Below are 12,172 nucleotides of genomic sequence, written 5' to 3'. Positions count from 1 at the left end.
CACTAACGCGTGAACCCTGATCAGGCCCTGGGCAGGCAGTTCCACTGGGAGAGCGCTTCCACAAGCCCATATGTGGTCGGAAGTGTGTCCAAGGTCGCACTGTCGACCCAAGCGACATCCGATGCGTCGTCGCCCGCTCGGAGCAAACCCGATGTGACCTGGCATTCGTAGTCGAAGATCGAATAAACCCCATTCGGGGCCGGTCGCTCCACGTGGCCGACGAGGCGGCCGACGGTGACGGAGAGTCCCGTCTCCTCGACTAGTTCCCTAGTCACGGCAGTCTCATCCGTCTCATCTGGCTCCACGCGCCCACCCGGTATCGACCACATGCCCTCACCAGGAGGATTGGCGCGTCGCACGAGCAGTAGTCGCCCATTCGAGTCATGAACGATAGCTCCGACGCAACGGATGGTGCGCTTGCTGCTGGCCGTCACGATCACGAAGCGTAGTCACACCGGAACGGCGGTGCTCTTCGCTACCCCGGCTGCGGTACAAATCTCCCAAGGTGCTGAATCGTGCTGTACAACGGTCACGAACGGCGCCAAACGGGTGCGACGCGGACGGGGTGGACACCGTGAACTTGAAGAAGATTCTCACTTTCGCTGGAATCGCCTTGCTGCTCTTCTTCCTCATCGCGGAGCCCCAGCAGGCGGCCCAACTGGTGCAGAACATCCTCAACTCGCTGCGGACCGCGGCTGAGGCTCTGATCACCTTCGTGCGCTCCGTCTTCTAGGCTTCCTGGTAACCGGCTACCCATCCGGGCGGCCGGGGGAGCAGGATGGACAGGGCAGTGCCTGGTACCAGGAAGGGCTGGTAGCGCATGTTCGCACCACGTGATCCGGACGACTACCTGCTCCAGAGCGAGCGTCGGGTCATCCGTGTGCGCAGGCACTGGTCCTATCTGATCTGGGACGTCCTGGAGGCGGCGGCGCTGCTCGCCGGCTTCATGATGATCTCGTACCTGCTCCCGGCGGACGCGGGCGTGATCCAGAACGTGCTGTGGTACGGGGCTTTGCTCGTGTTGCTGCGCGTCGCGTACTTCATCATCGAGTGGTGGGTGGAGCGCATCGTCGTCACCGACAAGCGCTTCATGCTGACCTCGGGCGTCTTCGAGACCAAGGTCGCGATGATGCCCATCACCAAGGTCACCGACCTCACCTACGAACGCACCGTGGGCGGACGCATGTTCGGCTACGGCACGCTCATCGTGGAGTCGGCGGGTCAGATCCAGGCGCTGAACCGCCTGGAGTTCCTGCCGAACCCCGAAGAGGTCTACGACGCCATCTCGGAGCTGACCTTCGGCGACAAGAAGGCCCAGGCCGAGCGGTTCTCGATGATCAAGGCTCAGCGCGCGGCGCGCGGCAAGAAGATGGTCCCGTAACACCGGTCGTTCATCACGTCGTCCACACTGGACGACGTGGTCATCGATCTGCACACCCATTCGTCCGAGTCCGACGGCACCGACAGCCCCGCCGACCTGGTGAGGGCCGCGTCCCTCGCGGGACTCGACGCGGTGGCGATCACGGACCACGACACGGCGGCCGGGTGGGCAGAGGCCGTCGCGGCGTTGCCTCCCGGGCTCAGGCTCGTGCGCGGAGCAGAGCTGTCGTGCTCCTCGCCGGACGGCTACGGCCGCACCATCACCGTTCATCTGCTGGCGTACCTGTACGACCCGACGCACGCCATGCTGATGAAGGAGCAGTCCCGCCTGCGCGAGGAGCGTCGGCAGCGGCTGCAGAAGATGGCCGAGATGATGCAGGCCGACGGCTTCCCGATCGACCCGGTCGACCTGATGTCCCGCCTGCCGTTCGACGCGCCGGCCGGACGCCCGCACCTCGCCCAGGCGCTGATCCGCGCCGGGGTGGTGTCGTCGGTCGACGAGGCGTTCGCGACGTTCCTGACCGGCGGCCAGTACTACGTGGGCCGCACCGACACGCCCGTCGAGCGCGCGATCGAGATGATCACCGAGGCCGGCGGCGTCACCGTGCTCGCGCACCCCTTCGCCCGTTCCCGCGGCCCCGTCGTGGCACCTGACGTGGTGCGATCGCTGACTTCGTGCGGGTTGGCCGGCGTCGAGGTGGACCACCCGGACCACGATCCCGAGACGCGCCGGTCGTTGCGGTCGCTGGCAGACTCGCTGGGACTCATCGTCACCGGGTCGAGTGACTACCACGGCACGAACAAGACGGTCCGGCTCGGCGCGGAGACGACGGCGCCGGAGATGCTGGATGCTCTGGCCGAGAGGGCGACAGGCGGCAAGATCCTCGTCGGATAGGGCGGTGTTGCGGTGTTCAACCTGCGGCTCTTCATCGAGGCCTCGATCACCCTGCTGGTGATCATGGACCCGCCCGGGACCGTGCCGGTGTTCCTGGGCCTGGTGGGACGCAAGTCCCGCGAGGCCCGCAAGCAGGCGGCGCGGCAGGGCGTGCTGGTGTCGTTCCTGGTGATCACGCTGTTCGCCGTGGCCGGCAACTCGATCCTGGCCTACATGCACATCGGCATCCCCGCGCTGCAGGGCGCGGGCGGGCTGCTGCTGTTGCTGATCGCGCTGGACCTGCTCACGGGCAAGGGCGCGACCAACCACCCCGAGGTCGAGGACGTGAACATCGCCCTCGTGCCGCTGGGAACGCCGCTGCTGGCCGGCCCCGGCGCCATCGCCGCGACGATCGTGTTCGTGCGCCAGGCCGACGGTTGGGGCTCTTACTTCGCGCTGGCGGCGGCGATCGTGGCCGTGCACCTCGTGCTGCTGGGGACGCTGCGGTCCGCCGGTCTGCTGATCAAGGTGTTCAAGGAGAGCGGGATCCTGCTGATGGCCAAGATCGCCGGTCTGCTGCTGGCCGCGATCGCCGTGCAGCTCGTCGCGTCGTCGGTGGCGGGCTTCATCGCCTCGGGTGTCTAGCGCTCGATGTGGGCTTTCGTGCCGTCGATGATGATCGGGCGTTCGATCAGGCTCGGGTTGGCGACCATGTGCGCGATCCACTTCGCGCGGTCGTGTTCCAGGGTTTTGGGGTAGGCCGCTTCCTTGGTGCGGGCGATCTCCCAGGGTTGTTTGTCGAGGAGTTGCAGGACGTGGTCCAGCTCTTCGGCGGTCGGGACGTCGTCGAGGTAGCGGCGTTCGGTGTAGTCGACGCCGCTGTCGTCGAGGCGTTGCTTGGCCGCGCGGCTCTTCGAGCAGCGCGGGTTGTGCCAGATCTCCATGCGGCGAAATGTAGCGAGTTCGTGTCGGTCGTCCGGTCAACCGCCGGTGCCGAATTCGGCACCGCCGAATTCGGCACCGGCGATTCGGCCGGACGACCGACTTCCCGACGAACTCGCCGCCATCTGCGGAGCAGGGGCAATCCAACACTGTCAGGGGTGCTGAGTAACTTGGTTGGGGTGGAACAACTCGGCTTCGACTTCGGCACCGCGGCACCACGCCGGCTCGTGCGCGTCACGCCCGCGAAGCTCTCGACGTGGACGAGCTGCCCGCGCCGCTTCCGCATGACGTACCTCGACCGTCCCTCACCACCTCGGGGCGGTGCCTGGGCGCACAACACCCTCGGTGCCGTCGTGCACAACGCGCTGAAGGCACTCTTCGACCTGACGCCCGACCGCCGCACCCCCGACCAGGCCGTGGCACTGCTGAACAGGCAGTGGAAGTCCGAGGGCTTCCGCGACGTCGACCAGGCCGCCGAGTACCGCACCCGCGCCCAGGGCTGGGTCCACGACTACGTGAGCGCCCTCGACGTCGACTTCGAACCGCTCGGCGTCGAGCGCTGGGTGTCGTCGCCGACCGACCGCATCGTGGCCGAGGGCCGAGTCGACCGCATCGACTACCGCGACGGCGAACTCGTCATCGTCGACTACAAGACCGGCCGCCACGTCCTGACCTCCGACGACGCACGCGGCTCACAGGCACTGGCGCTCTACGCATTGGCGGCCCGCCGAACGCTGCGCAAGCCGTGCCGCCGCGTCGAGCTGCACCACCTGCCGTCGGGGTCGGTGGCGGAGTGGGAGCACACGGAGGAGTCGCTGGCCCGGCACGTCCGGCGCGCCGAGGAGGCCGCGGACGAGATCGACCTGGCCACGGAGACGCTGAAGGCCGGCGGGGACAAGGAGGTCCTGTTCCCACCGGTGACGGGGCGCCAGTGCCAGTGGTGCGACTTCCGGCGGAGCTGTGCGGAGGGGCAGGAGGCGGCGCCTCCGCTGGACCCGTGGGCGCTCCTGGCGCCGTAGCTCTCTGGGCATGATCGCGAGTTGTCCACAGGGTGTGGCTTTGTGACCTGGGGTTATGCGTGGTCGGCTAGCCTGTGGATAGCCGGGAACCGAAGACGCGTTTCACTCGTTGCGTGACAAGGAAGCGCGCGGGGGCAGCGAGTTCGGAGTCGGACGACTTGTGGCTCATGCGACTTGTGGCTCATGTGGGTCGCCGGGCTCGTTTGCGACTTGTGGCTCGTGTGGATCGCCGGGCTCGTTCGGACTGCGGCTTGCGTGTTCGGACTGCGGGCTTGCGTGGGACGGCGATGCTGACCCGTAAGGGTGCGTGACGGCGGTGCTGCCCCGTAAGGATGCGTGGAGTGCGGCTTTTGCCGTAGGCCGTCGCCACGGCGGCTGGGCCATGCCTGCCCACGCGCGCCTTGACCCGTAGGGTGGCTGGAGTGGAAGTGGAAGCAGCCAAGCGGCCCTCGCGGACCTACGGAATCCTGCGCGCTGTGAGCGGTGTGCTCGCGGTGGGCATGGTGCTGCTCGCACTGGGGAACATCGGCGTCCAGTTCTACGCGAACTCCCGCGACCTGCCAGGGCCTGGCACGTTGTCCGTCGTCGCGCACGTGGTGGCGGCCTTGCTCGTGGTCGCCGGGCAGATCGTGGCCGACCGGTACGCGGACTGGAAGGCGCCGGTCGCCTCGCTCGCGGTGCTCGTCGTCAGCGGTGCGACGTTGTGGACCTTCTGGTGGGCCTAGCCCGCTAGGACCGTGCCAGTGCGTTAGGGCCGTGCCAGCTCGCTAGGGCCGTGCCAGTCCGCCAGGGCCGTGCCAGTCCGCCAGGGCCGTGCCAGCCCGCCAGACCGTGCGAGGCCGCCAGGGCCGCACCAGTCCGCCAGGACCGTGCCAGCCGGCTAGGACCGTGCCAGCCGGCTAGGACCGTGCCAGTCCGCTAGGGGCCATGCCAGTCCGCCAGGACCGTGCCAGCCGGCTAGGGCCGTGCCAGCCCGCTAGGACCGTGTCAGCCCGCTAGGACCGCGCCAGCCCGCCAGGACCGCGCCGGTTTTGTTGTATTGACCGGAAATTCGCACTTCCGCCCGAGTCGTCCGGGCCCCTACAGTGTGCCTTCGATCCGCTTGGGGAGGCGGTTCGGAATCCTTGGGGGAAGTCGATGGCCGTGGGGGACGTCGTTCGCGCGCGCCGTGAATCGGTCGCGTTGCCGGTTCCGGTGTTGCTGGTGGTGGCGGGGTTCGCCGCTGCCGTTGTCGCGCAGGGTGGGTACTACCTGCCTGGTCGCGTGTTGTCGGGGCTTCTGGTCGGGGTGGCCGTCGTTCTCGCCCGGCCTCGGCCTGATCTCCTTGCGGCGCTTGGGGGAGCGTTCGCGGCTTGGGCGCTGGTGCGTGGGCTGCTCGAAGGCGATGTGGTGTCGGGGTTGCCGTCGGCGGGCGCGGGCGTTGTGTTCGTTGGCGCCACACTTGTTGCGGCGCAGGCTGATCGTGAGCAGCGTGAGTTGCTTGCCGCGGTCGTTGTCGGGGTCGGTGCGCTGGTCGGGTTCACCGGGTGGGTGGCCGTGGTGTTCCGGGTGCCGTCGTGGACGACGGTCGCGGAAGGGTTGCTGCGGGCCGCGTCGACGCTGACCTACCCGAACGCCGCCGCTGCGGTGATGGCTGCGGCGGCCGTGTTGTCGCTGGTTCTGCGGCCGACGGTGTACATGGCGGTGATGAGTTTTCTGTTGTGCGCGGGGATCGGCGCGACGATGAGCCGGGCCGGTGTGATCGCGTTGCTCGCCGGGCTGGTGGTGCTGTGTGCGTTCTGGGGCCTCAAGAAGACGGTGACGGCTGCCGTGCCGCCGCTGCTCGGGGCTGTTCTGGCCGTTGCCGCCCTGCTGCCGTCGATGCGGGTGGCCGACGAGCCGCGGCCGTTGCTCGCGATCGCGGGACTGGCAGGCGGTGCACTGGTGGCGCTGGGTCTGCCCAGGCTGGGGCGGTTCGTGGTGCCGATCGCGCTGCTGTTGGCGGCCGGTGGCGGGGTGGCCGCGTTCGCGTTCGCCGACCGGCTGGCCACGCGGGTCTCGTTCAGCTCACCTGACCGCGCCGGGGCGACCGAGGCCGCGCTGGAACTCGTCTCGCGGGCACCGCTGCTCGGTGCCGGGCCGGGGAATGGATCTTTTTTCTTCAACGGGGGCAACCAAAGCACCCGCGTCATGCGTTATGTGCACAACGAGTACCTCCAGGTGCTCGTTGAGCTGGGGGCTGTCGGGCTGGTGCTCGCGCTGGGGGTTGTGGCCGCCGTGCTGTTCGCGATGTGGCGAGGGCGCGGGACGCCGTTGCAGGCGGGGGCGGTGGCGGCGGTTGCCGTCGTGCTGGTGCACAGCGGCTTCGACTTCCTGTGGCACCTGCCCGTCGTCCTCGTCGTCGCCGGCCTCTGCGCCGGTCTGGGGTTTCCGTCCACAAAGGACGGAATGAGTGAGGGGGCAACTGCATGAAGAAGTTTTCCGGGGGCAAGGCGCTGGCGGTCGTCGCCGTCGTGGGTGGCGCGGTTCTCGCGTCCATCGCGCCGGTCATGGCCGAGGTGAGCGCGCAGTCGCCTTCCCTGGGGGCCGTCAGAGTCGAGCCGACCGCGAAGGTGAAGGCGTTGGGCGCCGCGGTCGAGGTCGACGTGACCTACTCCTGCCCGGTCGGTCAGTCGCAGTCGTACGTGTACGTGAACGTCACCCAGTCGTTCTTCATCGGGGTGGCTTCCGGCAGCGGTTCCAAGGTCGTCACCTGCACCGGCGGGTTCGAGACGGTCAAGGTCACCGCGACCGCGAATCCGGGCTGGCCGTTCGGCGTGGGCATCGCCTACGCCAAGGCCGACCTGAACTCGTACCCGCACTCCGCGAGCGACGAGAAGCAGATCTGGATCAACCCGTGATGATGTGACCGTGCCGAGCCTGGCTGTGACGTTCCCGGAACTTCACGAAGTCAGCCAGGCTCGCCACGTCGGCAGCAGCGTGGAGATGAGGTCCAGCGGAGCCTCGGTGTTCGGCGAGTGCATCACGCCCGGCAGCACGGCGAAGTCCGCGTCCAGCCGTTCCGCCATGTCGCGCTGGGCCGCGGGCGTCCACGCGTCGTCCGCGTCGCCGCACACCACCAGGCAGGGCGTGCCGGACGAACGCAGCGCACGGGCCAGCTTCGCGACCTGGTCCGGTTCGTAGCGCAGGCCGTTGCCCATGCCGAGCAACGCCGCGGCCTGCGACTTGAGGAACCTGGTGCGGTAGAAGTCCTTCAGCTCCTGCGGAAGCGCGATCCAGGCCGGGTTCTGCGCCGACCGCAGCTCGTTCAGCCTGTGGGTGCCCTCGACGCCCTGCTCGGCCAGCACGTGCTCGCCGACGTCCAGCACGGTGCGGCGATCGCCTGCGGGCAGTTCGGACGGGCCCGTCGACATCAGCGTCAGGCCGGTGATCGGGGCGCCCGCGAACACCGCGGCCCGTGCCACCATGCCGCCGTAGGAATGGCCCAGCAGCAGCACTTTCCGGCCGTCCGCCGCGATCTTGCCGATCAGCTCGGCGAGCACCGAACCCAGCGGGCCCGGCCGGTAGAGCGCCTCGTCGTCCGGGCCCGTGGAGTCCTGCTGGCCCGGCAGGTCGATCGCGACGACCTCGAAACCCGCGTCCGCGATCGGGTCGATCATCGGCGCGAAGTCCTCTTTGGAACCCGTGTAGCCCGGCACGAGCAGCACGGTCGTGCGCATCGCGTCGTCGCCCATCGCGGGCGCGCGCAGAGCCGCGATCGTGCCGTAGCGGCCCGGAAAGTCGACGCGTTGCGCCCGGTTCGGGCTGATCTGCGAGTACACGAGCTGAACTATCGCAGCGCGACCAGGGTTTCGCCACGCTGCTCGAGCACGACTGGACCGGCTGTGGCGAGTTGCACAGGGCCCGTGTGGCCCTCGCGGTTCAGCTTGATCGTGCCCACGACGGCACCGGTGGCCTGCTCGTACACCCGCAGGCCCTCCTTCACCGGGATGAGCGCGCGGCCCGCGAGCGTCGTGCCGGCACCCAGCGTGCCCTCGGCGGTCCACAGTGGAGTGAGCGTCTCCAGCGACAGCGCGACCGTCCGGGAACCGCTGAACCAGAAGGCGTTCGTCTTCGTCGTGAAGACGCGCGCCACGTGGTTCGGCGGGTCGGTGAAGTCGGCGTCGGGGATGTCGAGCGGCGCCTCGCCGACCTGGTTGCCGGTCTCCGTGTCGAAGATCTGCAGCCGGCTCGGACCCGGCACCGCCACGGCGACGAGCTTCTCCGTGATGGCGACGATCTGCACGTTCCTGCCGCCGGTCATCGCGGTGGAGAACACCTTGGGCTCGTCGGACTTGTCCGGGTTCGGCTTGAGCACCGTGACCCGCTCCGACGCGTCGTCCGGGCAGCGTTCGATGATCGCGAACTTGCCGGACGTGACGGCCGTCGAGCCGTAGGTGCAGCCGACGCGCGGCTGCTTGCCGGGGTTCACGATCGCGCGCAGGGAGCCGTACTCGAGCGAGCGCACCAGGTCGTCACGCCGGTAGACCTCGACGTACTTCGAGCCCGTCGTGATCAGGTGCGAACCCTCGTTGAGCAGTGCCGTGCCCGGTTCCGCGTCGCCGTTGCGCTGCGCCCGGCGCTCGCCGGTGACGCCGTCGAGCGAGGTGAGCTCCGAGCAGTTCGTGCCCTTGGAGTACAGGGCCATCGCCCTGCCCCACGCCGGGCTCACCACGCACAGCGGCAGGTCGCGCTCGTAGGTCCACCGGACGTCCCCGGTCAGCGGGTCGCGCCCGTTGACCTCGCCGCCGTCGCCGGTCACGACCGTCGACGGCTTCTCCTCGCCCGTGTCCTTCGACGCGGTCTGCACGACCACGGGCGACTGCGTGGCGCCGCTCTTCGCGCGCCACACCTCGCCGAGTGACGGAGGCAGCGCGGTGACCTCGGGCAGCTGCTCCCACGACGAGGGCCCGGTGACCGACGTCGTGGCACGAGCATCGCTGAACGCCCAGGTCAGCACGGACGCGGTCACCGACACCACGGCGATCAGCGCGACCGCGATGAAGTCGGCACGGGTGCGCCAGGAGCGGGCGGGCGGACGTTCCTCGACGGGCTTGGACTCGGGCACGCTCTCGTGCGCGGGTTCGTCGAGGACGTCCTCGACGTCGGTGACGTCGGAACCGGGGGACGACATGGTGATCAGTCTGCCGAAGGTGCGGCCTGTTCGGCAGAGCTTCGGCGACGCCGACGCCTGCGCGGCTTGTCCGAGGCGGACTTCGCGGAGCTCTCGCCACCCTCGGCCGACGGCGCCTGCTCGCCCTCCTGCGTCACGCCCGCGCGGCTGCGCGTGCGGGAGCGGGAACGCTTCGGCCTGGTCTCCTCGGTGTTCGCCTCCGGAGCCTGCTCGGCGCCCGCGGGAGTGGAGCCGGGACGACGACTGCTGCGGCGCTTGCGCTTGCCGGTGTCGAGCTTCTCCTCCTCCTCGGCGTCGAGGCCCGCGCGGGTGCGGTGGCTCAGCGGCAACCGGCCCGTGGAACCGGACGGGATGCCCAGGTCGGCGAACAGGTGGTCGGACGTGGAGTACGTCTCCACCGGCAGCGGCTGGCCGAGGCCGAGCAGGTCGTTGACCGAGGCCCAGCGGTGCGTCTCGTCCCAGTCGACGAACGTGACCGCGACACCCGTGCGCCCGGCACGGCCCGTGCGGCCGATGCGGTGGACGTAGGTCTTCTCGTCCTCGGGGCACTGGTAGTTGATGACGTGCGTCACGTCGTCGATGTCGATGCCGCGCGCGGCGACGTCGGTGGCGACCAGCACGTCGACCTTGCCGGCGCGGAACGCCCGCAGCGCCTTCTCACGTGCGCCCTGGCCCAGGTCACCGTGCACGGCGGCCGCGGCGAACCCGCGCTCGGTCAGGTCGTCGGCGACCTTCTGCGCGGTCCGCTTGGTGCGCGCGAAGACCATCGTCAGGCCTCGGTCGCGGGCCTGCAGTGCGCGGGCCAGCATCTCCGGCTTGTCCATCGAGTGCGCGCGGTAGACGAACTGCGAGGTGTTCTCGTGCGTCTGACCGGCGTCGTTCTCCTCGGCACGGATGTGCGTCGGCTGGTTCAGGAACGTGCGGGCCAGCGTGATGATCGGGCCCGGCATGGTCGCCGAGAACAGCATGGTCTGCCGCTCGTCGGGAACCATGTTCAGGATGCGCTCGATGTCGGGCAGGAAGCCCAGGTCGAGCATCTCGTCGGCCTCGTCCAGCACCAGCATGCGGACCTTGCCGAGCACCAGGTGGCGCTGTTCGGCCAGGTCGAGCAGACGGCCGGGCGTGCCGATGATGACATCGGCGCCCTTGCGGAGCTGCGCGATCTGACGCTCGTAGGGGATGCCGCCGTAGATGGCGGCGACCCTCACACCGAGGTGGCGCGACGCGTCGGTGAGGTCGTGCGAGACCTGGAGACACAGCTCACGGGTGGGAACGACCACAAGGGCCTGCGGGGTGCCGTCGCCGGGCAGGTCGACGCGGTGCAGCAGCGGCACGCCGAACCCGAGGGTCTTGCCCATGCCGGTGCGGGCCTGGCCGATGAGGTCGTCACCGGCGAGAGCGATCGGGAGCGTCAGCTCCTGGATGGCGAAGGTGCGCTCGATGCCGGCTTCGCCGAGCGCCTTGACGATCTCGTGACGCACGCCGAGCTCGGCGAACGTGGGTGATTCGGACTGCACCGGGGCGTCTGCCAGCAACGGGTGCGACGTGTCTTCTTCAGGAACTCCGGCCTCGCTGTGTTCGAGTGCCACCGGGTCCAGATGTGCTTCTACTTCAGCGGTCAGGGTGATCAGCCTCTCTCGTACCAAGCGCGTACGAGCCCTGGCCGGGCCTCTCGACCGCGCTCGATGAGCAGCTGCGGGAAAGGTGTACGCGCACCATTTCTGCGCCGCGCAGCGTGGTCGTCACACTCGTCACGCCGGGCGTCCAAGGCCATTCTACCTGCCCAGACCTATTTGACCACTAGGCTTGACCACCATGGGTGTTGCGGAGGGTGTTGTCGATCTTCTGGGAGCGCTTGCATATGGCGAGCTCTCGGCTTTCGACCGGATGACGGAGGACTCGCGCACGGCGCCGACATTGGCGGGCCGTGCGGCGCTCGCGCAGATGGCCGCAGCCGAGATCGGGCATTTCACGCTGCTTCAGAAGCACCTGGCCACCGAGGGCATCACCGTCGAGGACGCGATGACGCCGTTCGTGAAGGGTTTCGACGCGTTCCACGAGTCGACGAGCCCCAAGTCGTGGCTGGAGTCGCTGGTGAAGGCGTACGTCGGGGACGGGCTGGCGGCGGACTTCTACCGCGAGATCGCGGAGTGGCTGGACGCGCCGACCAAGGAGCTCGTGCTCCACGTGCTCGCCGACACGGGTCATTCGGCGTTCGCTGAACGCGAAGTCCTGGCCGCCGTCGAGGCCGATCCGCGGGTGCGCGACCGGCTCGCGCTGTGGGGCCGGCGACTGCTCGGCGAGGCGTTGACGCAGGCCCAGTACGTGGTGGCGGAGCGGGACGGCCTCTCCGAGCTGATCATCCGGGGCTCTGGGGACCTCGCCGGGATCGGTCAGCTGTTCCGCCGCCTTCAGCAGTCGCACGCGCGGCGCATGACGCAGCTGGGTCTCGGCTAGGTAGGCTCGGCCGTAGATTTTTCTCTTGAGCACGGAGGTCAGCGTGGAGGTCAGGATCGGCGTCGCGGACAGCGGGCGCGAACTCGTCGTGACCAGTGAACTCAACCCGTCCGAGGTCGAGGCTCTGGTGGCGGACGCGGTGTCCGGCAAGTCCAGCGTGCTGTCGCTGGTGGACGTCAAGGGTGCGCGGTTCGTCGTGCCCGCTGGCCGCGTCGCGTACGTGGAGATCGGCCCGCAGGACTCGCGCAAGGTCGGGTTCGGCGCCTGAGACGGCAGAACGTGAGAAAGGCCCCGGTCGCTGCGACCGGGGCCTTTCTCGTTCCGCAGCGGCGCAGTATCGATCACCGC

Annotated in this window: 15 protein-coding genes; 10 read left to right on the top strand and 5 right to left on the bottom strand. The window is 68.9% G+C overall.

The window, feature by feature from the left end:
- Positions 1-20: 20 nt before the first annotated feature.
- Positions 21-359, bottom strand: coding sequence for an NUDIX hydrolase (locus ACH413_RS22340; protein WP_396425147.1), 339 nt, complete (start codon positions 357-359; stop codon positions 21-23).
- 215 nt (positions 360-574) lie between these two features.
- Here ACH413_RS22340 and ACH413_RS22335 point away from each other — a divergent pair, with 215 nt between their 5' ends.
- The 4 genes from ACH413_RS22335 to ACH413_RS22320 all read left to right on the top strand — a co-directional run bounded on the left by ACH413_RS22335 (position 575) and on the right by ACH413_RS22320 (position 2,899).
- Positions 575-733 (top strand): hypothetical protein, encoded by a 159-nt coding sequence (locus tag ACH413_RS22335; RefSeq protein WP_169746024.1) that lies wholly within the window; start codon positions 575-577, stop codon positions 731-733.
- An 87-nt stretch (positions 734-820) separates the two neighbouring features.
- On the top strand, positions 821-1,381 hold the full coding sequence (locus tag ACH413_RS22330) for a PH domain-containing protein (protein ID WP_360037589.1): 561 nt from the start codon (positions 821-823) through the stop codon (positions 1,379-1,381).
- A 36-nt stretch (positions 1,382-1,417) separates the two neighbouring features.
- Positions 1,418-2,275 (top strand): PHP domain-containing protein, encoded by an 858-nt coding sequence (locus tag ACH413_RS22325; protein ID WP_396425138.1) that lies wholly within the window; start codon positions 1,418-1,420, stop codon positions 2,273-2,275.
- A 12-nt stretch (positions 2,276-2,287) separates the two neighbouring features.
- Positions 2,288-2,899 (top strand): MarC family protein, encoded by a 612-nt coding sequence (locus tag ACH413_RS22320; protein ID WP_360037586.1) that lies wholly within the window; start codon positions 2,288-2,290, stop codon positions 2,897-2,899.
- Here ACH413_RS22320 and ACH413_RS22315 read toward each other — a convergent pair.
- Positions 2,896-3,198 (bottom strand): ArsC/Spx/MgsR family protein, encoded by a 303-nt coding sequence (locus tag ACH413_RS22315; protein WP_360037583.1) that lies wholly within the window; start codon positions 3,196-3,198, stop codon positions 2,896-2,898. The genes ACH413_RS22320 and ACH413_RS22315 overlap by 4 nt on opposite strands.
- Before the next feature lie 177 nt (positions 3,199-3,375).
- Here ACH413_RS22315 and ACH413_RS22310 point away from each other — a divergent pair, with 177 nt between their 5' ends.
- The 4 genes from ACH413_RS22310 to ACH413_RS22295 all read left to right on the top strand — a co-directional run bounded on the left by ACH413_RS22310 (position 3,376) and on the right by ACH413_RS22295 (position 7,094).
- A complete protein-coding gene (locus tag ACH413_RS22310) occupies positions 3,376-4,215 on the top strand; it encodes a PD-(D/E)XK nuclease family protein (RefSeq protein ID WP_360037580.1) in 840 nt (279 codons plus the stop codon).
- A gap of 422 nt (positions 4,216-4,637) precedes the next feature.
- Entirely contained in the window at positions 4,638-4,940 is a 303-nt protein-coding gene (locus ACH413_RS22305; RefSeq protein WP_360037578.1) for a hypothetical protein, read from the top strand.
- Between the two features lie 412 nt (positions 4,941-5,352).
- Positions 5,353-6,666: an O-antigen ligase family protein gene (locus ACH413_RS22300; RefSeq protein ID WP_360037575.1), complete on the top strand. Its 1,314-nt coding sequence runs from the start codon at positions 5,353-5,355 to the stop codon at positions 6,664-6,666.
- Positions 6,663-7,094: a hypothetical protein gene (locus tag ACH413_RS22295; protein WP_360037572.1), complete on the top strand. Its 432-nt coding sequence runs from the start codon at positions 6,663-6,665 to the stop codon at positions 7,092-7,094. The genes ACH413_RS22300 and ACH413_RS22295 overlap by 4 nt, the downstream gene beginning before the upstream one ends.
- Positions 7,095-7,136: 42 nt before the next feature.
- Here ACH413_RS22295 and ACH413_RS22290 read toward each other — a convergent pair whose 3' ends face one another.
- Genes ACH413_RS22290 through ACH413_RS22280 form a run of 3 tightly spaced genes read right to left on the bottom strand, consistent with a single transcriptional unit; the run spans position 7,137 to position 10,956 of the window.
- Positions 7,137-8,015: an alpha/beta hydrolase gene (locus tag ACH413_RS22290; RefSeq protein WP_360037569.1), complete on the bottom strand. Its 879-nt coding sequence runs from the start codon at positions 8,013-8,015 to the stop codon at positions 7,137-7,139.
- A gap of 8 nt (positions 8,016-8,023) precedes the next feature.
- Positions 8,024-9,367 (bottom strand): hypothetical protein, encoded by a 1,344-nt coding sequence (locus tag ACH413_RS22285; RefSeq protein ID WP_360037566.1) that lies wholly within the window; start codon positions 9,365-9,367, stop codon positions 8,024-8,026.
- 5 nt (positions 9,368-9,372) lie between these two features.
- The gene (locus ACH413_RS22280; protein ID WP_360037563.1) at positions 9,373-10,956 is read right to left on the bottom strand and encodes a DEAD/DEAH box helicase; all 1,584 of its coding nucleotides are present in this window, start codon (positions 10,954-10,956) and stop codon (positions 9,373-9,375) included.
- Between the two features lie 226 nt (positions 10,957-11,182).
- On the opposite strand from ACH413_RS22280, the gene ACH413_RS22275 reads away from it, so the two are divergent.
- Both ACH413_RS22275 and ACH413_RS22270 read left to right on the top strand, forming a co-directional pair.
- Positions 11,183-11,824 (top strand): ferritin-like fold-containing protein, encoded by a 642-nt coding sequence (locus ACH413_RS22275; RefSeq protein ID WP_360037561.1) that lies wholly within the window; start codon positions 11,183-11,185, stop codon positions 11,822-11,824.
- A gap of 43 nt (positions 11,825-11,867) precedes the next feature.
- Positions 11,868-12,092, top strand: a complete 225-nt coding sequence (locus tag ACH413_RS22270) for a DUF3107 domain-containing protein (RefSeq protein ID WP_093602316.1) — start codon at positions 11,868-11,870, stop codon at positions 12,090-12,092.
- The last annotated feature ends 80 nt before the right edge of the window (positions 12,093-12,172 follow it).

It is taken from the genome of Lentzea sp. NPDC020367 (assembly GCF_044387305.1).
Taxonomy (GTDB): Bacteria; Actinomycetota; Actinomycetes; order Mycobacteriales; family Pseudonocardiaceae; genus Lentzea.
The sequence above is the reverse complement of the archived record's forward strand: the minus strand, read 5'-3'. Positions and strand labels throughout refer to the sequence as shown.